We start from the raw sequence: 26,310 nt of genomic DNA, 5'->3' as shown, positions 1-26,310 counted from the left end.
CTCGGAGCTGGTGTCAAGGCCGTATGCGGGCTTGCACGGGCGGCATCGATAAGGGCTTCGGATCTTGACCAACGGTCAGGTGGCGAGCCGCATTCTTCGCACGGAGGACCACCAGCTTGATCGGCGAAACGCTAACTCTCCAATCTCTCAGCAAGCGTTTTGGGCGGACCGTTGCCGTTGAAGACGTATCGTTCAACATCGCACCAGGCGAGTTCGTCTCAGTGCTGGGACCGTCGGGGTCAGGCAAGACGACATTGCTGACCATGATTGCCGGGTTCGAGGCGCCGAGCTCTGGTCAGATCTCGATTGGCGGCCGCGATGTCACCGCAGCCGCGCCCAACCGCCGCAACATCGGTATGGTTTTTCAGAAATATGCGCTGTTTCCGCATATGACCGTCCACCAGAACGTCGCCTTCCCTTTGCGAATGCGCCGATTCGATCGTCCAGCGATCAAAGATCGTGTTAGGCGGATTCTCGATCTGGTGCAGCTGGTCGGTTTCGACGACCGCTACCCAAATCAGCTTTCGGGCGGCCAGCAGCAACGCGTTGCGGTCGCCCGAGCGTTGGTGTGCGAACCACCTGTCCTGCTGATGGACGAACCACTCGGCGCTCTCGACAAAAACTTGCGCGAAGCCATGCAGCTCGAAATCAAGCGGATCCAGTCCAAGCTCGGCGCTACCGTCGTCTACGTCACCCACGACCAGGACGAAGCAATGACCTTGTCCGACCGAGTGGCCGTCATGTCTGGTGGCACTCTTGTCCAGCTTGGCAGTCCGGTGGAGATCTACCATAGACCGCAGTCACCCTTTGTCGCGCAGTTCGTCGGCAAGATGAATTTCGTCGACGGCGAATGCCAACGGGACGAAGCCGGCACTTGCCACATCCGCATATCGGACAGCATCACCGTCGCCGCCTCATCTCCTTCCTCGGACGGGGCAGACCGCCTGCAGCAGGGTCAACGCGTCAAACTCGCGGTCCGGCCAGAAAGCCTGTCTTTCGCACAGCCAGATTCAGCAACTGCCATACCCGGCCATATCGACGCGGAAATCTTTGTCGGTGCGTTCCGCCTCTACCTCGTGCGCCTTGCCACAATCGGTCAGCCGATCGTGCAGATCCAGCTGCCGGCTTCCACTTCGGTCGGACCTTTCAGGCGGGGTGAAAGCGTTGGCTTGCATGCCGCCAAAGAAGACTTCCATGTCTTTGCAGCGCCTGAGGCCTGATGATGGCTAGCGTCCTTTCCAGGCCAAACGATCAGAGCTTCAGGCGACCCGGCGGCTCGGCGAGCCGCTACTCACGCCCGTTGTCGCTTGCACTGATCGCTCCGTTGCTGCTGCTGTTGTCGATTGGATTTCTGTATCCGATTGGATTGCTGATCAAGCTGAGTCTGTTTACGCCAGAGCTGGACCTCAGTTCATACCGGAAGATCATCGAGCAGCCGATTTATCTTTCGGTCATGGCGCGGACGTTCAAAATAGCTCTGTTCGTCACCATCGCCTCGTTCCTGCTTGGCTATCCGGTCGCCCTTGCAATGGCGAGCCTCAAACGGCGCCTGGCGGCGGCTGCGGCGGCTGCGGTGTTTATCGCTCTGTGGTCGCCGGTGCTCGTACGCTCCTATGCCTGGATCGTGCTCCTGCAGCGAAATGGCGTGGCCAACAATGCCATGACGGAGCTCGGAATGGTCGAAGCGCCCCTCAAACTCATCTACAATGAAGGGGCGGTCATCGTGGCAATGACCCACGTTCTTCTGCCATTCATGATCTTGCCGATCTTCGCGGCGCTACGGTCGATCCCGCAAGAATATGTCTGCGCCGCCCGTACTCTTGGGGCAGGGGCGTCAACGGCATTCCTGCGCGTCACCCTGCCGCTCAGCCTGCCAGGCGTCTTTGCCGGATGCGTCATGTGTTTCATCCTCGCACTCGGCTTTTACATCACTCCGGCACTGGTCGGCGGACCAGGCACCCTCATTGTCGCGACACTGATCGGCCAACAAGCGACCGTCCTTCTCGACTGGCCCTTCGCTGCCGCCCTCTCAACGACGTTGCTGATCGCGACGCTGACGATGGTGCTGGTTTTCCGCCAGGCCTTTTCCATATCCAAAGGATTTGCAAGTGTTGATTGAAACCAGATCTCACCGCCTGGCGAGCCCTTTGGCCGGCAGTTGCGCCACCATTTGGCACAGGCCTTGGGCGGCTACCGTCGCCGTTCTGCTGCAAGGCGCGGTGCTCGCGCTGATCCTCTTTTACCTTGTCCTGCCCACCCTGGTCATTTTGCCGATCTCGCTGGGGACCGCCAATCACATCGAGTTTCCGCCCCGGCAGCTGACCCTGCACTGGTATCGCGAATACCTGTCCGACCCGGACTGGATGGCCGCAACTTGGTTCAGCCTGAAAATCGCGCTTGCAACCAGTCTTGCCGCAACGGTTATCGGCACGCTTGCGGCAATCGCCCTGACGCGTGGGGATCTGCCCGGCAAGCAAGCCCTTCAGGCACTCTCGCTTGGGCCCATGGTCGTCCCCCATGTCGTCTTCGGTGTGGCACTCTATTTGATTTTCGCGCCCCTGGAGCTGACAGGAAACTTCGTGGGATTCCTTCTTGCCCACACCGTGCTTGCCGTTCCCTACGTGCTGATCACCGTGACGGCTGCGCTGCAACGGTTCGATTTCACGCTGGAACTTGCTGCGCTTAGTTGTGGGGCCAGTCGGACGCGATCGTTTCTGCTCATTGTGCTCCCAAATATCTCGCCTTCGGTCGCTGTCGCGGCAGTGTTCGCCTTTCTGTCTTCCTTTGACGAAGCGACGGTGGCGTTCTTCATTTCCGATACAGGCGGCAAAACCATCAGCCGGAAGATGTTCGAGGACATCGATTTCAATCTCACGCCAGTGATTGCCGCAGTCTCGACGCTGCTGGCCGGCGTGTCCCTGCTGCTGATGGCAGCCATTAGGGCCACTACCCGGCAGCATTAAAGATTGGCTACCCAAAACCAGACGCGGGAGGAATTTCGATGCCTTGGACTTTCCAGAAATTGATCGCAACGACAGCTGCATGTTTGGCCGTCCTTGGACACAGTGCCGCCGCCGAGCAGATCGTGGTCGCGACAACCGGTGGCGCTTACGAAAAGGCACTGCGAGAGGCCTGGTTCGATCCCTTCACAGCGCAGACGGGCATTGAGGTGGTCACCGTTGCAGCCACCAACGCTGAGATGCGCGCCAAGGCTGCCGCGATGGTCAAGACTGGCAATGTCAGCTGGGACCTTTACCTGCAAGGCGAAATACAGGCGGCTTCCGAGCAACATTTGCTCTACGCCGAGAACCTTTCGGAGTTTTGCAAGGGATTTTCCACACACACTGACCTGGATCCCGACGCCTGTAACGCGACGGGTGTTCGGTTGCTCTCGAATTCGACCCTTCTGGCGTTCCGGTCGGATGCCTTCGCCGGTGCAACCCCAAGGACTTGGGCAGACATGTGGGACGTCCAGAAATTCCCGGGCGGCCGGTCCTTTCCCGATTTCAATGACCCCTGGCGCGTCATGGCGGCGGCCCTGCTTGCCGACGGTGTGAGTCCAGAAGAGCTGTTTCCGCTCGATATCGACCGTGCCTTGGCGAAGCTCGAACAAATCCGACCAGCGGTGGCGCTGTGGTGGAAGACCGGCGATCAAAGCATGCAGGGTTTTCGCAATGGCGAATATGTCATCGGTCAAATCTGGATGACCCGCGCCAAGGCCCTGAAAAGCGAAGGTCTGCCGATTGCATGGTCACACGCCGCATCTTTTCTCGTCGGAGACCGCATCGCACTGATCAAGAACGCACCGCATCGCGTGAACGCGCTCAAACTTGCCGAATACTGGCTGAACACGCCAGCCGCGCAGGCGAAGGTCTGCGAAGCTTTGTCCTGCAAGCCTCCAAGCGGCGCGGCCATCAAGCTGATGTCCCCGCAAGCGCGCGCCGACATGCCGAGTACGACAGATCCCCAAAACACTCCTGTCACTCCAGACGCCAAATGGATCAACGCCAACGCCGCCGTTTTGCTTGAGCGATGGAACGCTTGGATTCAGCAGTGAATAAACGGGAGGTTTGACCATGAAAAAATCTGCGCCGCGAATCCTGGTTGCACGGATCTGGCACGAGTCGAATGGGTTTAATCCGCAGCCGACCTCAGCGGCTGATTTCCAGATCTCTGAGGGCGACGAGCTGCTGACAGCCGCCGCGACTTCGGGCTCGACGCTGGCCGGTATTATTCAACAACTCTCGAAAGAGCAGGTAGACATTCTGCCCAGCCTTTCGGTGGTCGCGCCTCCAAGCGGGCTGGTCGATCATGCTTTTTTCCTCAAGGTGAAGGAGCGTCTGATCTCGGATGCCATCGCTCTCAAACCTGATGCTATTGCGCTCGAGCTGCATGGCGCCATGGGGACCACGCTGGTTGAGGACGCTGAAGGCGATCTCCTCGCCGGGCTCCGAGCCGCCGTTGGCGAAAAGGTTCCGATCGGTGTCGGGCTGGATCTTCATGCGCACGTCACGGATGCCATGTTGGCTGCCGTCGATATCTGTATTGCCTGCAAGGAAAATCCGCACTCCGACGTCATCGAATGCGGTGAGAAGGTCGCCGCCTATCTATTGGCGATGCTGAACGGGTCCTTGCGTCCTGTGACCGCCATGGCCAAGATTCCGATGATCCTGCCAGGCGCGGCAGAAACAGCAACAGGCCCTCTGCGCGAGATTCACGACCAGGCGCGCGTTGCCACGAAGGAATGTCCAGCAATTTGGGATGTCTCGCTCTTTAACGTATTCCGCTACGCAGACGATGAGGACATCGGCCAAGCGGCCGTCGTCCTGACGAATGATGCCGGCTCGAAAGGCGAGCTCGTGGCGGAGACACTCGCCCGCGCCTTCTGGGAAAAGCGGGCCCGTTTCGCCGACGATTTGTTGTCGATTGGTGAGGCACTCGACACAGTTGCTGCAGCGACTTCTCACCGGCCTTTCGTCCTCGCCGACATGGGAGACCGTGTGCTTGCTGGCGCGCCTGGAGACAGTACCGCGATCCTGGAAGCTGCGTTGCGTCGCCGTGACGGTTTGCGCGGGGCAATCCCAATCACAGATCCCCACGCCGTCGATATCGCCTTTGAAGCTGGCGTGGGCAACATCGTCTCCTGCGCGGTAGGTGGCCGTATCACACCAGGCTTCAACTCTCTGCCGATCACCGGCAAAGTCATCCACCTGAGCAGCGGCGACTTTACATTGGCCGGTCCCTTTCAAGGCGGCGAACCTTCAAGCATGGGACGGACCGCCCTTGTGGAGATTGATAATCGGCTGCTCATCGTTTTGACGGCCAAGGCAGCGTTCAGTCACGACCCAGCCGTTTTCGCGAGCCAAGGCATCGAGCTCGCCTCACGCGATTTTTTCGTCGTCAAATCTGGATACCATTTCAAGCTGAATTTCGGCGCCGCAGCCACCCCGCTTTTGGTTCGCACGCCAGGGGTCGGATATTATACCAAGGGTTCGCTTTTCTACCGCAAGGCCCGGTTCTGGCCGGAACACGATACTGTTGCTCCCGCGGTCAATGTGCGCATCTTCGACAGAGCGGCATCGTAATCTGCGGCCTTCGGATCGGATGAATCAAAGCGCAAGTGCGGCAACGCCGAATGAAGACGCAGCAAGCCTCACAACGTCAGGAGTCTGCCGTCACACTTTGCCGGCCAGCGCAGCTCGCACGTGACGACAGGCCAACGCCGTTCGGCGGGAGGTTGCTTGAAAGGCGTCCGCCAGACGGGCCATCAGGTCTGCCGCGCCTCAGTGATAGTTGAGTCGCGGGCTTTGGAGATCGCGGAAGATTGCGTTTACGCGCGACCGTCGGTTTCGCCATCCTCATCCATCGACAGGACCGGCAGATAGGCGTTCGTCTCCAGCCATTCGCGCAGCACGATCCAGATTAGATCTGACCGGCCGATGTTCATCTCGGCAGCTATGGAATTCAGAGCGTCTTCGGTTGCCGGATCCAGCGGCACACCCGCCACGTTCCTGAGCATCAACGCAGCGCGACGTAGGATAATCTGCAAATCCGCGCGCGAGATATCCGCGATGCGGTCGGCGGCGCTTTCAAGATCTTCGGCAATAGATTGGCGTGTCATTGCCACAATCTTCCGTCTGAGGCGGGCGCAGGGGCGTTTCTCACCAGGAGTGGCCATACGCTTCAAGATTCAGAATAAGCACAATGCGTCCGTTCTGTAGCCGCCGGGCCAACGCTGCGAATTTCAAACTAAGCGTTTGAACGGCGAACTGACGGCGCGAAGTTTTCATCTGCAAAGCACAGCTTGTGCGGCTCGAAAGACGTGGGTGGCCGCTCGCAGCGTGCTTCAGATATACGCACTGTCACCCTTGTTCCGTTCGAAACACAGATAATCGACATCGCGATAAAATGTCATGCCGTTCTGTGTGAAGCCAAGCTTCTTGAGCACCCTTTGCGATTGCTGGTTGGTCGGCCGGACCAATCCGACCAGTTTGCGGCGATCCAATCTGCCAAAGGCATCGGCAACGATCAGACAGGCGGACTCGGTCGCCAGACCGCGTCCCGAGGCGCGCTCGGAAAAGCAATAGCCGATTTCGACGGCATCATATTTGAAGCTGCGCAGGCCGCATCGCCCTGCGAAGAGAAGATCACCGTTTGGCTGTTTCTCGAAGACGGCAAAGAAAGTCAGTCCGAAGTCTCTCTCCTCCCGCAGATAAAGGTCGAGACGTTCGTCCGACTGGACACGGGTCATCGGTTGGCCGTGTGTTGTGAGCCGAACGACGAGTGGATCGCAGTGAAGCTGAAACAACGCATCCGCATCCGACGGCTGAAGAGGGCGTAGAAAGAGACGACCCGTTTCCAGAATTGTCAACGACCTTCTCCCGCCTTTGGGACGTCTGGTGAAAGCGTCGCCGGCGCCTTTTGGCCGACTTCGTCGGGTGGGACAATCGCGGCAAGCGCTTCACATAAATTCTCGATGTCTTTGGGTTGGTGTCCGGCCGTCGGACATATGCGCAAGCCGGATCTCCCTTTCCGAACAGTCGGAAAGAAGACGGCCGACACGTAGAAGCCGCGGTCGAGAATGGCGCGAGCCGCTCCGATCGAAACCAGCTCGTCGCCAATGGTAACTAAGCGAATCGGGAGCTTGCCGTGGGCGCCTCTCGTCTCAAACAGCCTGTCGAACAGCTGCAATCTGTCCTGAAGCGCCAACTGAAGGCGATGCAATTCGGGCGTGCGATGCAGTTCGGCCGATGCCAGTGCCGCACCGATTGCCGCAACATTCGGCGAGGCCGAAAAAGCGTGCGCGACAGCGAAGCTGCGAAACAGTTCTTCTTGTCGTGATGTGCCCAACATGATCAGGCCGCCCGACGCGCCAAAGCCCTTCCCAAGGGAACTCGCAATGATAGTGCGATCGCCAAGTGTGCCTGGAATCCGAGAGCGTGCGTAACCTTCGCCGTTACGGCCAAAGATTGAGATGCCGTGGGCATCATCGATATAAAGAAAGAGGCCGTAGCGCTGCTGTAGCGCCAGCAGATCTTCGATGGGCGCGCCGCCCCCCATCGAGTAGATGCCGTCACAGATGTAGACGACAGTGCCTTTGTCACGGCAGATCGCCTCAAGCGCCTGCAAGTCGTTGTGGGGGATTGTAACGACTTCAGTTTCTTCGGCGATCGTGCCCTTATGAAACGCCAAGGATGCATGCGCGAGCTCGTCGAATACCATTACTGGTTTCTTGCCATTGGTAAGATGGCCGGACGCCAGGATTGGCAGCGCTCCCATATTGGCCGCCAGCACGGTCGTGTAGACGATCACGCGAGCGTCGAAGAGATCCGACAGGCTGTCTTCCAGATCCCCGATCAAACCGAAGTTCAGACGCGTACGCGCACACGACCAGTGCAATGTGCCGTAGCACTCGATGGCTTCGATAGCCCCTCGGACGATCTTAGGATGGTTGTCCAGGCCAAGGTAGGAACAGCGGACGAAATCGACAACCGATCGTTCCATGTCCTCGCCAATGCTGATTGCCACGCCCCGCCCGGTCAATGGTCGTGCATACAGTGCAATCAGCCCCTCGAGACGCGCAGCGGCGAAATGGCCGCTTGCCCTTTCGATCAAGCCCTGAGTGTTTCGGCTTGCGCGCCTGCCACCGGTTGCAGCCCCGACAGATTGATCGACCATCGAATTCCTCCAGCGCTCAACGCAGCGAGAGAAAGGGCAGGGGGCCAATGAAGAGGAAATTAGTTCCGCGCCATGTCTCGTCGTTCCAATAGTCGGCGCCCGGCCCGTGAAACTCCATAAAGCCGGAAACAATTTTGCGACAATCTTTGGTGACGGCCATAACTTACGAGCCACATTCGAGGCTTGACCTAAGTCTTCTCGATTGGGCTATCGAGACCATAGCCTGCCGAACGCACCGTACGAATGACATCGCGGCCGGCGGCGTTCCGCAATGCCTCGCGCAGTCGGCCCATATGCACGTCAACGGTGCGCGGTTCGACGTGAACCTTCGGCGCCCACGCCGCTCGGATGAATTCCTCTCTACTGAAGATGCGATCGGGGTCGTGCATCATCGTCGCCAGGAGCTTGAACTGTATCGGCCCCAGGACAATATCCTTGCCGTCGTACCGAACGCGATGCTGCTGAGGAAACAGTTCGAGCTTTCCCCATGAAAATCCGGTCTGGCCAAGGTCCTCTGGGCCAGCCAGCTGCTCACCCATACCTGCCAATCCACGCAAGGCGTGCACGATCTGCGACGGGTGATGTGGCGATATAAAGATGTGATCGACACCGGCCTTAAGAAGCTCGAAATACAGGGCTTCGTTTCCTGAAGGCAGTACAGCGATAACGGGAATAAAATGTTGCTTAGTCGCTTGACAGATGCGATCGATTGCGTCGGGCTTGCAGGATGAATTGTCGTTGCAATCGAGCAGCACAGCCGTGACACGGCGTTGCGGCAACAATTCCAAGGCATTTGCGCAATCGCAGGCCGGCAGACAAGCAAATCCCTCGATTTCGAGGATATAGCTGATCAGCAGATAATAGCTGGCATCGTAGGAGCAAACGAGAATACAAGGTCTCATCCCGATCGGACTCGCAGTTGATGGGACGTCTCGAACTTGCGTTCGACGTCGCGCTGATGTTGCAACAAATCCGGGAGAATGGCCTTTTGAAATATTAGGTGGCTCTACTGCAAAAAGCAGGTCTGGCCTCTCCCTGGGATTCTTTTTCTCTATTGTTGGCGCAACGTCCTGTTTGACGTCGCGATTATGTTGCAACATAATACCTGGATCTGTTTGTGACAAGCAGGAGTTGTGAAACTCGATCCAAGGTAAAATCCAGGGAGGTTTGCCGGCGGGCATGAATTTCGCCATAGGCATCATCTAACCCTTTCGCCCAGATCGCGGACCACGCATTATCGCATGATGAAAACCAGCCTTGATCACCTACCAACGAACAAACAGCGCGAACTGGCCCGCGTCGTCGAGATCTTCCACGAAGAGTTCGAGGATGCGCTCAAAGGCAGTTCGGCCGAGTTCAAGAAAAAGGGCAGGATTCTAAAGATTATCTTGTTCGGATCATACGCGCGGGGAGACTGGGTGGATGAGCCACATACTATAAAAGGGTACCGCTCGGATTTTGATCTGTTAGTCGTCGTAAACAATCGCAAGCTGACGGACTTTGCCACATACTGGTACAAGGCCAGCGATCGGTTGTTGCGCGATCGCGGTGTGTCGACCCAGGTCGGTTTGATCGTGCACTCTCGCCGCGAAGTGAATACTGCCCTCAGGCAAGGGCAGTATTTCTTCTCCGAGATACGGCGCCAGGGTATCGTGCTTTACGAGCTCGATGACGAGCCGTTGGCGGAACCCAAACCGCAGAGCCCGGCGGATGCGCTGAGGTTGGCTCGTGAGCATTTTCAGAATCGTATTCCATTCGCGAAGTATCAACTAAAGCTTTTTGCGATAGCACTCAACGATAACGAGTTGAGCAACTCCGCCTTTCAGCTGCATCAGGCAATTGAGCATGCGTATTCTGCATTACTGCTGACCCTCACAGGCTACAGCCCGCCATCACACAACTTGAACTTCCTTCGCACTCTGGCCGAGGAGCGCGACCGGCGGTTGACCGAAGCCTGGCCACGCGACCAGCAACGCTTTCGTGCCTGGTTCAACACACTGAACGAGGCTTATGTGAAGGCGCGATATTCCGAGCACTATCAGATCAGCATCGAGGCGTTGCAATGGCTCGGCGAACGAACGGCGATCCTGCATGGTCTTGTTGAGTCGATCTGCAGCGAACATCTGGAAATGCTCGCCCAACAAGTTGCTGCTGAGTGAGGCTGGGGTTTTGAACCGGCGGCAGCCGATTTTATTTCGGATTAGAGGAGAATCTATCAAGACTGTCGAATGAAGGCGATGTGGATGCCAGGGACGACACGACAAAGTCGAGGCGGGTTGCCTCGATCGTGGCTCAGTTGGAGATCAACGTCCGGCCATCCCAAAAACCCTGCGTCGGACATTCACGCAGGAACATCGCCATGCAAAAACGTGACAGACAAACCCCTTCGGCCGTTGATGGCAAGGCAAACGCCCTCGCCACTACTGCAACACTTGGCCATAATAATGCTGCGCTCGCCGCCGCTTGGTGTGCTCTTTCCGCGCGCTGTGACGGTCGCGAAGCCGATTATCGGTTCTGGTTTCGGGTTTTCGAGAGTCACTTCTCGCCGCCCTCGGCGAACAGGAGGGAGTGATCTTCGTTCTTAAAGATCTCGATCCGGCCGTCGGTTATCCCAGCGAACCTAATGAAGCTCGACGGTGTCGGACAGGTTGAGGCGATATTGGGCTCCAGACCTGGCCGTTTCATCAACACTGGCGGCTGCTGATCCCGGCTTGCGCCTCGTTTGCCGGGCCGATCTTGGCCGACTCCGCGAAGCGGGCCACAGCGACGAATGAGTCCGCCGGGGGGTCGAGGCGCTGTCGCATGCCGCCAATGATGTATCGGGGCACTCCGTTTCCGCCAGGATCCGACGCTGTGGGTACGCGCCGGCTTTTCACCGGTGAGTTCTGCAGATCATCCTAGCCGGGAACCGGCGCATCACACCGCGTGCTAGCGCGCATGTCCGGTCCGCCGGCGCCTGCGGGACCGCAATGGCTGTGAATTCGCCGTTTCGGGACTGGCATGGTTGCGCGGTCGCGTGGATAGCGAGGCCGCCTTCGACGAACACTGCCGGACGGCGCATTTCGATGAATTCAACACGCAAAGCGCGCCCGCGTGATATCAGCGGGCGTCGTGTAGGCCTCCCAGACGCGTTTTATCGGCGCAGCGATCGTGGTGGCAATGGTGATCTGCTGGTTGGTCATTTTTGTTTCCCTCGTTGTCGCAGTTGGATGAAATCATGCAGACGGTTCATTGCGTGATTTCGGGCTCGACGAGGTTAGCAAGCTTACGCAGCGACTCTTGCCAACCGAGATAACATGCCTCCACGGGGATCAGATCGGGCACGTTCTCCTGAACCACCGTCATCTCCGTTCCGACTGAAACGGCCGTCAGCGTGACGGTCACTTTCATCTCGCCCGGAAGGTTCGGATCATCGAACACGTCGCTGTAGATGAGCGTCTCGCCGGGGACGAGTTTCAAGTAGGTGCCGCCGAAGGAATGGCTTTGCCCAGTCGTGAAGTTTCGAAAGGACATTCTGTGCTTGCCGCCTTCCTTCGCCTCAAGCTCATGCACAGTACAGGTAAAACCGAAGGGCGGGAGCCAACTCGCGACCGCGTCAGGTTCCAGAAATGCGCGATAGACCTTTTCGGGCTTCGTGGCCAAAACCCGGTGCAGTTTAACGGTGTTGGGCATGATCATCTCCATTCATTGAGTTCACCAGGGCGTCGTTGCCTTGGATCGGGTTAGCCTGCTGCTGCGGCTTCCAGCGCCGCGATATCGATTTTCTTCATCGTCATCATCGCCTCCATCGCGCGCTTGGCCTTGGCGCGGTCTGGGCTGGTCGTCAGTTCCATCAGCAGCTTCGGCGTGATCTGCCAGGAGAAGCCCCATCGGTCCTTGCACCATCCGCAGGCGCTCTCGCTGCCACCGTTTCCGACGATCGCGTTCCAGTAGCGGTCGGTCTCTTCCTGATCTTCGGTCAGCACCATGAGGCTGACGGATTCGTTCGCCCTAAAATTCGGGCCGCCGTTCAGGCATAGAAAAGACTGGCCGAGCAGTGTGAACTCGACCGTCAGTTCGTTGCCTTCCTTGCCGCCAGGGTAGTCCGACGCGGCCGCATTCAGCCGATCCACATGACTGTCAGGAAAGGTGGCGGCATAGAACTCTGCCGCCTTGCGTGCTTCGCCGTGGTCGAACCACAGGCAGGTCACGAGTTTCGTCATATCTAATCTCCTCGGTTCTTGTTCGGTTCTTGTGGGTATTTGTTCGCGCCGCGATTGCCAGATTTCAGTCGAACCAGCCCTTGGGCGCCTCGTCGGCCAGAACGGGACCGATGAACGCCATCATAAGGTCGGCCTGTATCACACCGTCCAGAGATGTGTTCGATGATCTAAACTCTCTCACGGGTCTTTCACCTGCATTCGTTGCTTCCTGTCCAAGGACGAACAAGTGGCGCGCCTCCCGACAGCCAACCTCTACTTTTTTGCCACGCGGCAGGCCCACCTAACCGAGTCGACCCTCCAACCGCCGGTTGGCGCGCGTATGGATTCCTACGATCTGGGCACACCCACCCGCCCCACTCTGTGCCTGGTGAACGACTGATTGGCCGAACAGGGGCCTCACCTCGCGAAGCCCTATGACCCTGCAATTGTTCTGGACCACGTCAAGAGGCTGAAGGGCGGGGTCGGCGTAGGGCCGGGCCGTTTGCTTCAGCACCGGTTGTCATATCACGAGGCGTTCGTGAAGAAGTCGCTTGAGGTCCTCGGCGCGCTGCCCGCCGTTTTCGCGGAAACACCCAAGTCTAGACGCCCGCCGTCGTCGGAGGTGCTGGTGCACGCTGATCGGCTGCATCACCTTCCCGAGCAGGCCGGTTCACGGCAAGCACCGACAATTCATGCCGCCGCCCATCTCGCGCGGTCCACATGATCGACTGTCCGGCCGAGAGGCCGATCAGGGCCGTGCCGATCGGCGTAAGGATTGAAATCTTGCCTTCGGAGATGTCCGCCTCGCCAGGGAAAACCAGCGTCACCGTTTTCGCGTCACCGGTATCGGGCTTGAACGTCACCGTCGAACCCATCTGGACGGCGCCCGCGGAGATCAAACCATCGGAAACGATGCGCGCTCGCTCGAGTTCGGCGAGCAGTTCATCGGAAGCCTCCGGATTTCGTGCGGCCACGGTGCTCGCAAGCACCGATAAACGCGCATGGTCCGATTGCGAGATGCGGATGGCCGGCTTGCGCCGGGCCTTCATGTTATCTTGCATTTTCGAATACTCATATTCTCAGTTGAGCGGGCTGCCTCAAGCATGGTGAACCGGCCAATTCGAGACAGACCTTGCTCGAAGCCAATGCTCCAGAGCGGTGCTGGCGGCCTGCATACGTTCGATGTCGATTTCATGTGCTTGCCCCTCGGCCCGGGGCGCATGGCAGCCGAGCCGGGGGTTACGATCCCGCGATGGGGCAAACCCGGAAAAGAAAATCGCGACGGATCTTTTCTGTGGCGTTCATGTAACCATAACTGGTGACGAGATCGGGGAAGTCAAGTCGACCCTGTAGCAACCCTGTAGCAAGGCGCGGCCTTCAGCCTTCTTCGGCAGATGCCCTTGAAGTTCGGGTAGACTAAGTTTCGCGGACTAACGCATGGAGTTCGCAATGCGCATCGTCAATATCCACGAGGCCAAGACGCATCTGTCCCGCCTTGTCGACAAGGCAGCCAAGGGCGAATCTTTCATCATCGCCAAATCCGGCAAGCCGATGGTGAAAGTCATCGCCATTGACGCTCCTGCGGCCGGCGAAACGCGTCGCGTCGGGTTTATGGCCGGGCAGTTTTCCGTTCCGGACGATTTTGATCGCATGGCCGGTGAGGAAATCGAGAAGCTGTTTGGCGGCGACGCATGAAAGTTCTGCTCGGGTACCCATCTTCTGCTCTGGGCGGCGGGCGAGCCCGACAAGCTTTCGCCTGCCGCTTTCGCGGAGATCGAGAATGCCGACAATATCCTGACGTTCAGCGCTGCAAGTCTCTGGGAGATTGCGATCAAACGGGGGCTGGGCCGGGCAGACTTTACCGTCGATGTGCGACTTTTGCGTCGGGGCCTGATCGACAATGGCTGTTATGAGCTGCCAATCACAAGCGAGCATGCCATAGCGGCAGAGGGGCTTCCCCCCATCCACAAGGTTCCCTTCGATCCGATTCTGATTGCTCAATCGATCGTGGAACGCATGACGTTGCTGACCGTCGACGATCTGGTCGCGCAGTATCCCGCGCCTGTGCGTCGCCTTTGACGAATCTGGCTTCGACCGACCGCTGCGCAAAAGCTTCCGTAGCATTGGTACTCCCGCGCAGGTTTGTGACGGCGGTCGTGATCTGGTTCGCCGACCTCATGAAGCAACTCTGATGTTGATCCCGGTATTCATCGTGTGATGCCAAGCCGGAACAATTCGACAGCCGGTGAGTTTTCAGGACGAAGGGCGATCTGTTTCGGAGGAAGACTAGGATGAAACGCGTCCTTGCCCAAAACGTTGTCCGGCTGATGCTGGGCGGCGTAGCCGCCGGCCTGCTCACGGTCGTCGAGATTCCCAACCCGGTGGCGCCATTGTCGCTTGTGTCCGAGGCGAGGGCTGCCACCGACGTTTCCATTTCGATCAGCACATTCTACGATGAGCTGTCTTCCCACGGTGATTGGGTTTCGTACCGGGGAGCGACCGTTTTCGTCCCGGTTGATGTAGCTGACGATTGGCGTCCGTATACACTTGGACATTGGGTCTATACCGAGCAGTATGGCTGGCTCTGGGTGTCAGACGAGCCGTTCGGCTGGGCGACATACCATTACGGCCGCTGGGGCTATGCCGACGACATCGGCTGGTACTGGGTTCCCGGCACTCGTTGGGGGCCAGCATGGGTGAGCTGGCGGCGCGAAAGGGAGCACATCGTCTGGGCTCCGCTGCCGCCGCGCCGCGATCCCGATTTGATTTCAATCGAGGTGACCATCGACACCACGCCGGATTTTTACTGGGTCGTGGTCCCGACCCGCGAATTCCTCGCGGATGACATTTCTGTCGTCGTTATCCGTGATGAGCCGGAGTTTGTGCGCATTGTCGAGGCGGCCGAGCCGGCCGGCGACGTGACGATCCAAAACAACGTGGTGATCAACAAAGTCATTGATGTTGATGTGATCGAGAAGGAGACGAACCAGCAGGTGACTGTCGTCGAGGTCAGCGAGACCGAGACGCCCGAGCAGGCCGGCAAACTGGAAAACAATACGGTCACGATCTTTGAAGGTGAAGTGAAAGCCGATCCCGATGCCAAACCAGCTGAGCTCAAAGACATCGAGGAGGTGAAGCAGGTTCAGGCAGGTCGGAAATCCAAGCCGACCGAAGGCGCAGCAACGACCGAACAGGCGCCGGCGACCGATGAAGAGGTTAAGCCGGAAGAGACCGCCAAGCCTGAGAAGCCGACGACCGAGGAGCAACCCGCCGCTGAGCAGGAGCAGGCCGAGCCCGAACAGGCGGCCAAGCCTGAGAAGCCGAAGGCCAAGGAGCAGCCGGCCGCCGAGCAGGAGCAGGCTGAGCCCGAACAGGCGGCCAAGCCTGAGAAGCCGAAGGCCAAGGAGCAGCCAGCCGCCGAGCAGGAGCAGGCCGAGCCCGAACAGGCGGCCGAGCCCAAACCACAGAAGCAAGAAAACAAGGCGTGCGATCCGCAGACTGGGGCGAACTGCTAGGCGTGCGGGTACAGACTATGGGCACCGCGATCGTTACCACCGCGGTGCCCGCTGTGAGCCGAGCGTTCATTGGTCGCGCTGATTTCTGCCAACCTCGCCACCCGCCGTAAGCCATCTTGCATCGAACCAGCGGTCCGCCGGCCCGTCATAGGGCAGACACGTTATATCCCAATGGCTGACGAAGCGCGCGTAGGCGTCCCACACTGGCGGGCCGCCGCCGATGAAGACAACGCGGCCGACGAAGCGCTGGAGTGTGTCCTCGGGATCCATGCCGGAGCGAACGACGACAAGTTCCCGATCCGCGCGAGCAAAATCCGGAACGCTCGCGATCGTCTTGGGACCGGCGAGCAAGACGTGTCCTCTGGTGAGGTCGAAAAATCGTGCAACGTCGGCGACGAACTCCGGCGATCGGTTGCCTTCCCAGGGAAGGCCCCCTTTGAGGCCGAGCTGCCCCGCTTGGCCAATGGCACAGACGACTCTAACGACAGTCTTTTTCATGAGTACTCCACCGTAGCCGGTCTGGTCGCATTCGCAAGGTTTGTGCCGAGCTCCCTGCCTTCCCGCCCGTTGCCTGTGTCGAAAAGGATGAGTTCGGTGCCCGTATTCACCAAGACGGGATTGAACTGGCCGATCATACGCCTGCTGGGCGGAAAATTCGCCTCCATCAACGCCTCGACGTTAATCGGATTTTGGTAACGGGAGACCGCTACAGCCGATACCCACATTGCGAATCCGTGCCATTCTCGTACCGAGCTGCTTCGTGAGCGGAACCCGAAGCGAAAAGACGAACCGGCAATCCTGGACCCCATTGTGGTCGTAGTTGTGTGACTGAGCGTCGGCTCGGTAGTGAATGCGGACTTCTGCCAGTTCCCTGCTTCGATGGCGACCATGATGTCACAGGACAGATTTCAGGAAAGCGGCCGTCTCGGGTTGTTGCGGATTGCCTATCACCTGCCCGGGAGGGCCGATCTCGTGAATCTTGCCCTTGTGGAAGAAGGCGACGTGGTTCGACACCTCACGGGCAAAGGCTATCTCGTGGGTGACGACGATCATCGTTCACCATTTGGGATGGGGCCAGCCGACGGCCCGGACGGACCATTGAACATGGCCTGAATGCGTCTGAGCTTGCCAAGGCATCAATATGATTCTTTAAGCAAGGCCAATCCCTCTCGTGTGCACCGCGTGTGCAATGAGACGCTTGTTGCGGCAAAAGTGCCTTCAGCTATGGCGGCAAAATCGTAACTTTGGATACGTTTGGATGGTCGCTGGTTGCCAAATCGCTCAATCTGTCCAACGGGGTATTAGACGGACTGAGAACGAAAAAAGATAATAAAATGAATACGTTAGACCGACGTTTTGCTCTTGCCTATGATGGATTGGACGGACTGAGACGTAAAAGCCAAATCAAGCTTGAGGGGATTTCAATCGGCGATGCGGTACCAAATGCAGTACTGCGGAAGTCGGCGGTTCGCCGTTTCTGATCCGACGGAAAGTGAATGTTTGACCCGAAGTCGACCTTCGTCTGCCCGAAGTGAACGCAGCGCCTCCTTGAAAGTGGACGGTACGACAAGGTCTAACTGGCGTGCGCTTGCTCGGCAGCCTTTCGCATCCCGTCCCGCAGCAATTGCACCTTGCGGTTCAGGTCGATCATATCCGGTATCGTGAAGCCCGAGTTGCGGAGCAGCGCCGCGGTAAGACAGCCGGTCCTGGCGTGCAGGGCGGCGCCCTTTTCGCTGAGATGGACTTGCACCTGCCGTTCATCCGACGTGCTGCGTTGCCGGGCGAGAAAGCCCGCAGCTTCCAGCCGCTTGACGGCCGGTGTTATGGTGCTCGGCTCGAGTGCAAGTCTGTCGGCGATGGCACCGATCGTCAGCCCGTCGCGCTCCCAGAGCGTGCTCAGCACCAGATACTGGGTGTAGGTGACGCCCAACTCGTCTAGCATGGGCTTGTACACGCGCTGGATGGCGATCGAAGTCGAATAAATCGAAAAGCAAAGTTGACCGTCCAGAGGAAGGAGTGGATCGGCGGCCATGGTCATCTCCGTTCAACAGCGCGATACGAATCGCTTACCACAAAAAATGATATCGCGATAAAGAAATCACTTTACAAGGGGAAAACGCGAGCATATAGGTTGATTATCGCGATAATTATTACCGCGAAAAGCAAAAGGAGATATGCAGATGACCAACACCCTCATCGCCGCAGCAGCAACGCTGGCAATGGCTGCAACCGCAATCACTCCCGTCGCCGCACAGCCGGCAGGCGCAAAGAACGTCGTTCTCGTCCACGGCGGTTTCGTTGACGGTTCCGGCTGGCAGGGGGTCTACAACATCCTGAAGAAGGACGGCTACAACGTCACCATCGTCCAGAATCCGACCACCTCGCTGGCCGACGACGTGGCGGTGACGAAGCTGGCGATTGCACAGCAGGATGGGCCGGTGGTGCTGGTCGGCCATTCCTACGGTGGCGTGGTCGTCAGCGACGCCGGCATGGACGAGAAGGTGAAGGCCGTTGTTTACATCGCCGCATTCGCACCTGACAAAGGCGAGTCGGTTTCGTCGCTGATCGCCAATCCTCCAGCTGGTGCACCGGTCCCCCCGATCCTGCCGCCGGTTGATGGTTTCCTGTTCCTCGACAAGACGAAGTTCGCCGAGTCCTTCGCTGCGGATGTCGACGAGACGACAGCCTCGTTCATGGCCGACTCGCAGGTCCCGTGGGGCGTGGAGGCTTTGGCGGGCGCCGTGACCGAACCGGCATGGAAGTCGAAGCCGAGCTACTATCTGGTCGCCTCGGATGACCGCATGATCCCGCCGCCCGCCCAGCGCATGATGGCTGAACGAGCCGGCTCGATTGTCACCGAAACCGCGGGCAGCCACGCCGTCTATGTGTCGAAGCCGGAGGCAGTCGCCGCCGTCATCGAGCAGGCTGCATCGGCCAAGTGAAGGTCAATCGTTCAAGATACCGGAGCGCGCGGCGCTCCGGTATCTCCTCGTCGCCATGATGAACGCGACATCATCGCCGGAGATTGAGCCAACTGGTTGAGCACGTCGGGCGGCGGCAGCAGCCGAATGTCTTTCTGCCCGAGCGGTGCGGCAAAGCCTGGTGGCTCGAACTTTCCCTCGGCGATCAAGGTGCCATAGGTCTGGATGTGAGGAGATCGAGATACTAACGCTTGTCGACGCCACCCCTGCTGTTTAGCGCCATGGCCTCTCCGAAGGATTCGATTTCAGATGCAATGAGAAAATTGCCGCTCAGCTTGACGAGATTGGCGACGTTCGGCGTTTCGGAAACGACAAACGTTTTCTGCCCAATCGCCTGAAGGAGCGGCGTCGCCACCTCGATGGCGCCACGAGTGCACGCGGCGACGACAAACAGGCGGCCGGCGACCGCCATCTCGGGCCGGCCGAATACCGGCGCTGCGGCGTTGGCCGGCTGCGGCATGAGCTGCTGTCAGCCGCTCCGACAGCGCCACGCTGATCGTGCTCGACGAGATATGGATCGCGCCTTCTGGAAGGCTCGCGTGTATGCCTCGATCGCCATAGCCGTTTCCTAATGCGATTGCATTCGGGCCGGTATTAGGTTTGGCGCTAGCCCGTAGACTTCAGGGACCATTACGATGGTGGGGCATCTCTACGCGGGCGATCTGTACCAAGTTGCTCGCTACTTTGGATAAGCGCCCCTTACGCCACACGAGTGAAGTATCAACACGAGGCGCTTTGCTTGCGAGTGGGCGATAGGCCACACCCGGATGCTTGATGATGTCCAACGAACGCAGCACAAAGCCGCAGCCAAGTCCGGCAGCAGCCAGTCCGATAAGGGTTGTCATGGTGGCTACTTCCTGCACGACCCAAGGACTAAAACCACCTTCCGTACGGCAAAGGTGAATAATCTGATCGTAAAGATGCGGCCCGGCGCGCCGAGGGGGGAGCAGAAGCGGCTGGCCAGACAGAAGCGGCATACGAATAGCCTCTAACCTACCAAGCTCGTTCGACATCGGCAGCGCCAGGACGAGATCCTCTGGTGGGAAGTCCAATCGGGAAAACTGGTCATGCTCAAGCGGCGGATGGAGCAAGGCAACGTCTATCTCTTCCGTCAGCAACCCCGTCTCTAGCTTTGCCGTGTCGGCATGAACGAGTTCGACCTCAACAGCTGGGAAGCGGCTGCGGAACCGTTGCACGAGGTCGGGCATATCGCCAAAGGTGGATAGGCCGGTGAACCCGAATCGTAAGCGGCCAGCTTCGCCAGAAGCCGCCATGCGAGCGCTTCTAAGGGCTTCGGTGGTATTCGCGACCGCCGAGCGAGCGCTGTCCAAAAAGGCCCTTCCCGCAGGCGTCAACGCAACATGCCGGCGGGTCCTTTCCAACAATTGGGTACCGACTTCCTTCTCAAGCGCTTTTATTCGCGCGCTTAGCGACGGCTGCGTCAGATTAAGGCGGGCAGACGCGCGGCGGAAGTGCAACTCCTCCGCAGTGATCACAAAGCACTCTAGGGCGCGATAATCCAAGGCACTCCCTTTCTCGGAGCATACCATCTTCGCGGAGGCCGGGTGCGCGATGCCTCGATCGCCGACGCTGCCCGGCAGAAGCTCGCATGGGCCAAGGCAAATCGCGCGACGTCGTGCCCGAAAACACCTTGCTGATAGAGATACTCTATCAATATGAGGCAAACTCCGATTGGACACAATAAGAGAATTTCCCGATGTTGGAAGGACAAGCTCGACGCCCAAATCTGATGAGGTCGGGAAAAACGAGTCCCACCGCGGCGTCTTGAAGACGTTGAGTTCAGAAGTGAAGGCAGTAGATGATCGACCTGAGGATCAATGGACAAACTTACGAAATCGACACCTCCACGGATACTCCACTCCTGTGGGTGCTGCGCGAGGAAGCGGGTCTGACTGGCACCAAATATGGCTGCGGGATTGCCCAATGCGGCGCCTGCACTGTGCACATAGATGGCGTGGCCGTTCGGTCATGTTCAATGCCCGTAGGCGCCATCAAACAGGACCAGAAGATCGTCACGATCGAGGGACTCTCCGAAGACGGATCACACCCCGTGCAGAAGGCCTGGCTGCAAGGCGACGTCCCGCAATGCGGCTATTGCCAATCGGGAATGATAATGGCCGCGGCCGCGCTTCTGTCACAGCATCCGCAGCCTACCGACGAGATCATCGCCGAGCAGATAACCAACATTTGTCGCTGCGGTGCGTACAACCGGGTCAGAGCCGCGATCCGACAAGTGGCGGTCGAACTTGCCAAACAGAGCAGCAACTAACGGAGCGGGCGCGATGACCGCAGGCACATCCTTGTCTCGCCGCTATTTCCTCAAAACGACTGCGGCAGCATTCGGCACATTCGCGCTGAGCTTCGCCGCGCGTGCTCCAGCCGAGACCTTCGACCCGACAAGAGCGCCACATGAACTTGGTGGCTGGGTCATGATCTATCCCAGCAATGACGTCGTCATTCGGATTTCCCGATCAGAGATGGGGCAGGGCTCGCTTACCGGACTGGCGCAGCTATTGGTCGAAGAACTGGAATGCGACTGGTCGCAAGTGCGAACCGAGTATGCGTCGCCTAGGGAGAATCTTGTACGCGGCGAATTCTGGGGCGACTTTCAGACGGGCGGCAGCGGTTCGATACGTGAGCTGCATGAGCCGCTTCGGCAGGCAGGCGCCACCGCTCGCGTGATGCTGGTCGCCGCAGCCGCTCGTCTATGGGATGTCGCAGAGCGCGAATGTTCGGTCGCGGCGGGTACCATCCGACATATGCCGAGCGGCCGCAGCGTGAGCTTCGGAGAGGTTGCCCACTTGGCGGCGGAGACGGAGCCGCCAGCCAACGTGTCCCTCAAGAGACCTGAAGACTGGCGGATCTTGGGCCAGCCACTACGCCGCCTGGATACGCCCGACAAACTGACCGGCAAGCAACTCTATTGCATCGATGTCGCCCTGCCGGGAATGCTGAACGCCGCTGTCCAGTCCTGCCCGGTTTTCGGGGGTAAACTGCGTGGTTTCAACGCGGATGTCGCCAGGTCGATGCCCGGCGTCCGCCACGTACTCACGATTGATGACACTGCCGTCGTAGTAGTAGCAGACCGATGGTGGCAGGCCAGCACGGCCTTGGGTGCCGTGGAAATCGAGTGGGATCCGGGCCCATACACAACCGTAAACGATGCGACGATTTCGGATCGCCTGCGGGAAGGGCTTGACGCCGAACAAGGTTACTCCGGCACGACGGTCGGCGAAGCGCTTTCTGCGATCGAAGGCAGTGAACGGGTGATCACCGCCGACTATAGCTATCCGTATCAGGCTCACGCGGCCATGGAGCCGATCAACGCCACAGCGCTCTACACATCGGATCGTTGCGAGATCTGGGCACCCACCCAGCATGCCGGTGCCTGCCTAGAGACCATCGCCGAGGCCAGCGGGCTGCCTGCAGAAAACTGCGAGGTCCACCGGCTTCATCTCGGCGGTGGATTCGGTAGACGTCTCTACCACGACTATGCGCGGATGGCGGTGCTGATCGCCAAGCAGATGCCCGGTACGCCGGTGAAGATGATCTGGTCGCGCGAAGAAGACATGACCCACGACTACTATCATCCGGTCACGCGCTGCCGCCTGACCGGAGCGCTTGACGCAGAAGGCGGGATCGCTGGTTTGCACATGCGCATCTCGGGTCAGTCGATCTCCGGTTCGATCGCACCACACCGGCTCGTCGACGGTCAGGACCCGCGCGTTTTCCACGGACTTTACGTAGGAGAAGGCAACGGCACGCTCAGCTACGGCATCCCCAACCTGCTGATCGACCATGTCATGTTCAATCCGTCGATCCGACCCGGCTCATGGCGCGGAGTCAACCTCAACCAGAATCTCTTTTATTTCGAGTCCTTCGTCGATGAGCTAGCCCACGCCGCAGGGCGTGATCCGCTCGATTTCAGGCTTGAGATGATGTCTGGGCATCCCAAACACCGTGCCGTACTCGAAGCCGCCGCCGAGCGCGGCGGCTGGCGTCAGGCAGCGCCGGAGGGCGTCTTTCGCGGAATTGCAGTCGCCAATGGTTATGGAAGCTATGTTGCAGCGGTTGCGGAAGTCTCGCTGAAGGATACTCTCGTTAGGCTCGACCGCCTCGTCGTTGCGATCGATGTGGGCAACGCGGCAAATCCGGAACTAATCGCGCGCCAGGCCGAAGGCGCCTGCGCATTCGGCCTTTCCGCGGCTCTTTACGGACAGTGCACCGTCGAAGGGGGCGCGATCCAGCAGACCAACTTCGATACGTATCGCGTCTTGCGTCTGGCTGAGATGCCGAGGGTCGAGACCGTCGTTCTGCAGTCCAGGGATTTCTGGGGTGGCGGTGGCGAGCCGCCGATCGCCGTGGCCACTCCAGCGGTGATGAACGCCGTCTTCGCCGCGACCGGCCAACGCATACGTCATCTCCCGCTCGCCGGCAGCGGCCTCATTCCTACCTGAAGGCAACGCGAGACATGAGAACCGACGCTTCATTGGCGAAGACTCTCCAACAACAACGTTCGCCCAGACTCTTTTGGGCGGCTGCCCTTCTCTCGATCGCGACCATGCCGGCGCAGGCGGACGGTGATCCCGCCCGCGGCAAGGTCGTCTTCGCCCGGTGCGCTGCCTGTCATTCGCTTGATGGCAAGAACCGCATCGGACCGCCGCTGAACGGCGTGGTCGGTCGCGCTGCCGGGTCGGTGGCCGGAGCCAGATATTCGAGCGCGATGAACGACAATCACGCCGTGTGGGATGAACAGGCCCTCGATGGCTACCTCGCGGCGCCGGCCAAGTTTCTTCCCGGCACGACGATGACGGTCAGTCTCCCCCAGGCCAGGGACCGCGCGGATCTGATCGCATATCTGAAGACGCTTCAGTCGGATTGAAGAGTCGAAACCGAGCAGCGAGAAAGCGAAGAATGGCGTCCTTGACGGTCAATGCAATTCCTCGAGAAGTCGAAGCGGATGGTGCCATCCCCTTGTTGTGGGTGCTTCGTGATCATCTCGGTTTGATGGGAACCCGCTTTGGGTGCGGCGTTGGGCTTTGCGGCTGTTGCACGGTCCACGTAAACGGCGAGGCCGTTCGCTCCTGCGTCACCATGCTGTCCGATGTCGAAGGGGCGCAGATCACGACGATTGAAGGTCTTGGAACCCCCGAGAGTCCGCATCCGACACAAGTCGCCTGGCTCGAGGTCGATGTCGCGCAGTGCGGCTACTGCCAGTCGGGCCAGGTCATGCAGGCGGCGGCGCTGCTGGCCGCCAATCCGAAGCCGACCGACGCCGATATCGACGGAGCGATGTCCGGCAATCTCTGCAGATGCGGAACATATCAGAGAATCCGCGAGGCCATCCATCGTGCTGCGGGATTGCAGCGATGACCGCCTTTACGCAGACCCGTCGTCAGTTCTTCTTCGGCATTGCTGCGGCGGCCGGCGGCCTGGCCTTCGGCGTGCCAAGCGTATTGGCGCAGACTTCGGATGTCGCTGCTGACAAAGCCGCCGATGTCACGGCCTGGATCGCCATCAATCCGGACGGGATCGTCACGATCCGTGTCGCCCGCAGCGACATGGGGCAAGGCATCATGACGGCCTTGCCTATGTTGGTCGCAGAAGAGTTGGAGTGCGACTGGGCCAAGGTGCGCGCGGAATATTGCGACACCTACGAGAACATCCACAACGACAAGCCTTGGGGCGACATGGTCACGTCGACCTCCATTTCCGTGCGCGCCTCGCAGGAATACCTGAGGCAGGCCGGAGCGCAGGCAAGGGAGATGTTAATCGCCGAAGCAGCGGACAGGTGGGGCGTTGCGTCTGGGGTATGCACGGCCCGCGACAGCATCGTGACGCACACACCGTCGGGCCGAACCTTGACCTATGGCGAACTGGCCGAAGGGGCTTCGGCGCGGCCTGTCCCCGCCGAGGTCGCCCTGAAGCCTCCCGGGGCATGGCGGCTCCTCGGCACCTCGGCGCGTCGTCTCGATGCGGCCCTGCGGGTCTTCGGCGAGCCGATCTTCGCCATCGACACGTCGCTTCCTGGCATGCTGCATGCGGCGGTGAAGGCCTGTCCGACTATCGGCGGCCGGCTTGTCTCCTACGAAGCTGACGCGGTTATGTCGATGCCGGGCGTTCGCCATGTGTTGCGTGTTGACGATGGTGCCGTCGCCGTCGTGGCGGATACCTGGTACCAGGCCCATCTCGCGCTCCAGAGCCTGCCTGTCAGCTGGGACGAATCCGTCGGGGATGGTGTCTCGAACGATTCTCTGCGCGCGCTCTTTCAGCAGGGATGTGAGGCTGCCGACGCAGCTGTCGGCGCCGATGTCGGCGGGGCCGACAGCGCACTGGCGAACGCAGCCAAAATCATCGAGGCGGAATATGAGGCGCCCTTCCTGGCCCACGCAACCATGGAGCCACAGACGGCGACCGCGCGGGTGACCAACGACCGCACGGAAATCTGGGCGCCCACCCAAAACGGCGAAGGAACGAGCCGCACGGTCGCACGGGCTCTGGGAATGAATGAAACCCAGGTCCACGTCTACAAATGCTTGATCGGCGGGGGGTTTGGCCGCCGGGGACTGGCTCAAGACTGGGCCGTAGCCGCCGTCCAGATCGCCCGGCAGGTTCCTGATGTTCCGGTCAAGATGATCTGGTCCCGCGAGGATTTCACCCACGACTACTACCGGCCGATGGTAATCGCCCGTCAAAGCGCGTCCTTCGACGCCAACGGCCGGTTGACCGCCTGGAAGGTCCGTCTCTCCGGGTCCTCGATCGGCGAAACGCTCGCGCCCTTCTTCCTTCGCGACGGCATCGACCATTCGCTGATGGATGCCTTCGTCGAGGAGGACATGCCTTATGTGCTTCCGGCTTTGAATGTCGCGGTCTCGCAGCGAAAGACGCATATTCCCGTCGGCTTTTGGCGCGGCGTGAATTATTCGCAGAACGGCTGGTTCCGCGAAGCTTTTCTTGATGAGATCGCCGAGGTGCGCGGCATAGACCCCTACGCTATGCGCCGCGAAATGCTGGCTGCGAATCCGCGCGCCCTTGCGACGCTTGACGCAGCGGCCGAACATGCCGGATGGGGCGCGGCGAAACAGGGACACCATCAAGGCATCGCCTTGGTGCAGGGCGACAACTCCTGGTGCGCGCAGGTGGCCGAAGTTTCGATCGCCGATGGCCGGTTGCGGGTTCATCGTGTGACCTGTGCGGTCGACCCGAACTACGTCGTGCACCCCGACATACTGATCCAGCAGATCCAGGGTGCGATCGTGCAAGGCCTCGCCGCGGCCCTCTACGGCCAAATGACGGTGGAGAATGGCAGGATGATCGAAACGAACTTCGATACCTATCAATACCTGCGGTTCAACGAGATGCCTGAAATCGACGTGCATCTGGTTCCCGCCATGGGCCAGTGGGATGGTGCATGTGTTTCGGCGTGGAATAAGG

Annotated in this window: 28 protein-coding genes; 16 read left to right on the top strand and 12 right to left on the bottom strand. The window is 59.4% G+C overall.

The genetic code is table 11. The features are described from left to right. Positions 1-116 precede the first annotated feature (116 nt). From NMG80_RS25965 to NMG80_RS25945, 5 genes are read left to right on the top strand one after another with little or no spacing between them, the layout of a single operon-like run. Positions 117-1,220 (top strand): ABC transporter ATP-binding protein, encoded by a 1,104-nt coding sequence (locus NMG80_RS25965; RefSeq protein WP_254020753.1) that lies wholly within the window; start codon positions 117-119, stop codon positions 1,218-1,220. Next, positions 1,220-2,119: an ABC transporter permease gene (locus NMG80_RS25960; protein WP_436798681.1), complete on the top strand. Its 900-nt coding sequence runs from the start codon at positions 1,220-1,222 to the stop codon at positions 2,117-2,119. The genes NMG80_RS25965 and NMG80_RS25960 overlap by 1 nt, the downstream gene beginning before the upstream one ends. Positions 2,120-2,168: 49 nt before the next feature. Then, a complete protein-coding gene (locus NMG80_RS25955) occupies positions 2,169-2,963 on the top strand; it encodes an ABC transporter permease (RefSeq protein WP_436798684.1) in 795 nt (264 codons plus the stop codon). Between the two features lie 38 nt (positions 2,964-3,001). After that, on the top strand, positions 3,002-4,057 hold the full coding sequence (locus NMG80_RS25950) for an ABC transporter substrate-binding protein (protein ID WP_254020751.1): 1,056 nt from the start codon (positions 3,002-3,004) through the stop codon (positions 4,055-4,057). Positions 4,058-4,076: 19 nt separating this feature from the next. Next, positions 4,077-5,585 (top strand): M81 family metallopeptidase, encoded by a 1,509-nt coding sequence (locus NMG80_RS25945; protein ID WP_254020750.1) that lies wholly within the window; start codon positions 4,077-4,079, stop codon positions 5,583-5,585. A gap of 245 nt (positions 5,586-5,830) precedes the next feature. Here the strand turns inward: NMG80_RS25945 and NMG80_RS25940 are convergent, their stop codons facing one another. From NMG80_RS25940 to NMG80_RS25920, 4 genes are all read right to left on the bottom strand, one after another. Then, positions 5,831-6,121: a hypothetical protein gene (locus tag NMG80_RS25940; protein ID WP_254020749.1), complete on the bottom strand. Its 291-nt coding sequence runs from the start codon at positions 6,119-6,121 to the stop codon at positions 5,831-5,833. A gap of 225 nt (positions 6,122-6,346) precedes the next feature. Beyond that, entirely contained in the window at positions 6,347-6,808 is a 462-nt protein-coding gene (locus NMG80_RS25935) for a GNAT family N-acetyltransferase (protein WP_254020854.1), read from the bottom strand. Positions 6,809-6,867: 59 nt separating this feature from the next. Next, positions 6,868-8,178, bottom strand: coding sequence for an 8-amino-7-oxononanoate synthase family protein (locus tag NMG80_RS25930; protein WP_254020748.1), 1,311 nt, complete (start codon positions 8,176-8,178; stop codon positions 6,868-6,870). Positions 8,179-8,366: 188 nt separating this feature from the next. Further along, positions 8,367-9,371: a winged helix-turn-helix transcriptional regulator gene (locus NMG80_RS25920; protein ID WP_254020746.1), complete on the bottom strand. Its 1,005-nt coding sequence runs from the start codon at positions 9,369-9,371 to the stop codon at positions 8,367-8,369. Positions 9,372-9,422: 51 nt separating this feature from the next. On the opposite strand from NMG80_RS25920, the gene NMG80_RS25915 reads away from it, so the two are divergent. Together NMG80_RS25915 and NMG80_RS38170 are read left to right on the top strand one after the other, a co-directional pair. Continuing rightward, positions 9,423-10,337, top strand: coding sequence for a nucleotidyltransferase and HEPN domain-containing protein (locus NMG80_RS25915; protein WP_254020853.1), 915 nt, complete (start codon positions 9,423-9,425; stop codon positions 10,335-10,337). 200 nt (positions 10,338-10,537) lie between these two features. Further along, on the top strand, positions 10,538-10,750 hold the full coding sequence (locus NMG80_RS38170; protein ID WP_495664013.1) for a Y4oE-related protein: 213 nt from the start codon (positions 10,538-10,540) through the stop codon (positions 10,748-10,750). A 656-nt stretch (positions 10,751-11,406) separates the two neighbouring features. Here NMG80_RS38170 and NMG80_RS25910 read toward each other — a convergent pair. The 3 genes from NMG80_RS25910 to rnk all read right to left on the bottom strand — a co-directional run bounded on the left by NMG80_RS25910 (position 11,407) and on the right by rnk (position 13,420). Next, positions 11,407-11,850 (bottom strand): SRPBCC family protein, encoded by a 444-nt coding sequence (locus NMG80_RS25910; protein ID WP_254020745.1) that lies wholly within the window; start codon positions 11,848-11,850, stop codon positions 11,407-11,409. A gap of 50 nt (positions 11,851-11,900) precedes the next feature. After that, positions 11,901-12,380: a VOC family protein gene (locus NMG80_RS25905; protein WP_254020744.1), complete on the bottom strand. Its 480-nt coding sequence runs from the start codon at positions 12,378-12,380 to the stop codon at positions 11,901-11,903. Positions 12,381-12,958: 578 nt separating this feature from the next. Next, positions 12,959-13,420, bottom strand: coding sequence for a nucleoside diphosphate kinase regulator (rnk, locus tag NMG80_RS25900; protein ID WP_254020743.1), 462 nt, complete (start codon positions 13,418-13,420; stop codon positions 12,959-12,961). Between the two features lie 388 nt (positions 13,421-13,808). On the opposite strand from rnk, the gene NMG80_RS25895 reads away from it, so the two are divergent. Further along, positions 13,809-14,054: a type II toxin-antitoxin system Phd/YefM family antitoxin gene (locus NMG80_RS25895; RefSeq protein ID WP_254020742.1), complete on the top strand. Its 246-nt coding sequence runs from the start codon at positions 13,809-13,811 to the stop codon at positions 14,052-14,054. A gap of 596 nt (positions 14,055-14,650) precedes the next feature. Further along, positions 14,651-15,874, top strand: a complete 1,224-nt coding sequence (locus tag NMG80_RS25885; protein WP_254020741.1) for a DUF6600 domain-containing protein — start codon at positions 14,651-14,653, stop codon at positions 15,872-15,874. 66 nt (positions 15,875-15,940) lie between these two features. Here the strand turns inward: NMG80_RS25885 and NMG80_RS25880 are convergent, their stop codons facing one another. Both NMG80_RS25880 and NMG80_RS25875 read right to left on the bottom strand, forming a co-directional pair. After that, a complete protein-coding gene (locus NMG80_RS25880) occupies positions 15,941-16,372 on the bottom strand; it encodes a diacylglycerol kinase (RefSeq protein ID WP_254020740.1) in 432 nt (143 codons plus the stop codon). Positions 16,373-16,768: 396 nt separating this feature from the next. After that, positions 16,769-16,927 carry an ATP-binding cassette domain-containing protein gene (locus tag NMG80_RS25875; RefSeq protein ID WP_436798680.1) on the bottom strand — a complete coding sequence of 53 codons (159 nt, stop codon included), beginning with the start codon at positions 16,925-16,927 and terminating at the stop codon, positions 16,769-16,771. Positions 16,928-17,118: 191 nt separating this feature from the next. Between NMG80_RS25875 and NMG80_RS25870 the strand changes: the two genes are divergently transcribed. Next, on the top strand, positions 17,119-17,355 hold the full coding sequence (locus NMG80_RS25870; protein WP_254020739.1) for a hypothetical protein: 237 nt from the start codon (positions 17,119-17,121) through the stop codon (positions 17,353-17,355). A 92-nt stretch (positions 17,356-17,447) separates the two neighbouring features. Here the strand turns inward: NMG80_RS25870 and NMG80_RS25865 are convergent, their stop codons facing one another. After that, positions 17,448-17,906, bottom strand: a complete 459-nt coding sequence (locus NMG80_RS25865) for a MarR family winged helix-turn-helix transcriptional regulator (RefSeq protein ID WP_254020738.1) — start codon at positions 17,904-17,906, stop codon at positions 17,448-17,450. Positions 17,907-18,054: 148 nt separating this feature from the next. Here NMG80_RS25865 and NMG80_RS25860 point away from each other — a divergent pair, with 148 nt between their 5' ends. Then, the gene (locus NMG80_RS25860; RefSeq protein ID WP_254020737.1) at positions 18,055-18,816 is read left to right on the top strand and encodes an alpha/beta hydrolase; all 762 of its coding nucleotides are present in this window, start codon (positions 18,055-18,057) and stop codon (positions 18,814-18,816) included. Between the two features lie 223 nt (positions 18,817-19,039). Here NMG80_RS25860 and NMG80_RS37455 read toward each other — a convergent pair whose 3' ends face one another. Together NMG80_RS37455 and NMG80_RS25850 are read right to left on the bottom strand one after the other, a co-directional pair. Further along, positions 19,040-19,267 carry an NAD(P)-binding domain-containing protein gene (locus NMG80_RS37455; RefSeq protein ID WP_367186010.1) on the bottom strand — a complete coding sequence of 76 codons (228 nt, stop codon included), beginning with the start codon at positions 19,265-19,267 and terminating at the stop codon, positions 19,040-19,042. Positions 19,268-19,475: 208 nt separating this feature from the next. Further along, positions 19,476-20,378: a LysR family transcriptional regulator gene (locus NMG80_RS25850; protein ID WP_254020736.1), complete on the bottom strand. Its 903-nt coding sequence runs from the start codon at positions 20,376-20,378 to the stop codon at positions 19,476-19,478. Positions 20,379-20,674: 296 nt separating this feature from the next. Between NMG80_RS25850 and NMG80_RS25845 the strand changes: the two genes are divergently transcribed. From NMG80_RS25845 to NMG80_RS25825, 5 genes are all read left to right on the top strand, one after another. Next, positions 20,675-21,145 (top strand): (2Fe-2S)-binding protein, encoded by a 471-nt coding sequence (locus NMG80_RS25845; protein WP_254020735.1) that lies wholly within the window; start codon positions 20,675-20,677, stop codon positions 21,143-21,145. Positions 21,146-21,158: 13 nt separating this feature from the next. Continuing rightward, positions 21,159-23,333 (top strand): xanthine dehydrogenase family protein molybdopterin-binding subunit, encoded by a 2,175-nt coding sequence (locus NMG80_RS25840; protein WP_254020734.1) that lies wholly within the window; start codon positions 21,159-21,161, stop codon positions 23,331-23,333. 104 nt (positions 23,334-23,437) lie between these two features. Then, entirely contained in the window at positions 23,438-23,758 is a 321-nt protein-coding gene (locus tag NMG80_RS25835) for a c-type cytochrome (RefSeq protein WP_254020733.1), read from the top strand. 32 nt (positions 23,759-23,790) lie between these two features. Continuing rightward, positions 23,791-24,249: a (2Fe-2S)-binding protein gene (locus NMG80_RS25830; protein WP_254020732.1), complete on the top strand. Its 459-nt coding sequence runs from the start codon at positions 23,791-23,793 to the stop codon at positions 24,247-24,249. Next, on the top strand, positions 24,246-26,310 hold a 2,065-nt coding region (locus NMG80_RS25825), incomplete at its 3' end, for a xanthine dehydrogenase family protein molybdopterin-binding subunit (protein ID WP_254020731.1). The genes NMG80_RS25830 and NMG80_RS25825, both read left to right, overlap by 4 nt.

Source organism: Mesorhizobium escarrei (genome assembly GCF_935825525.1).
In the GTDB taxonomy this organism is placed as follows: domain Bacteria; phylum Pseudomonadota; class Alphaproteobacteria; order Rhizobiales; family Rhizobiaceae; genus Mesorhizobium; species Mesorhizobium escarrei.
The sequence above is the reverse complement of the archived record's forward strand: the minus strand, read 5'-3'. Positions and strand labels throughout refer to the sequence as shown.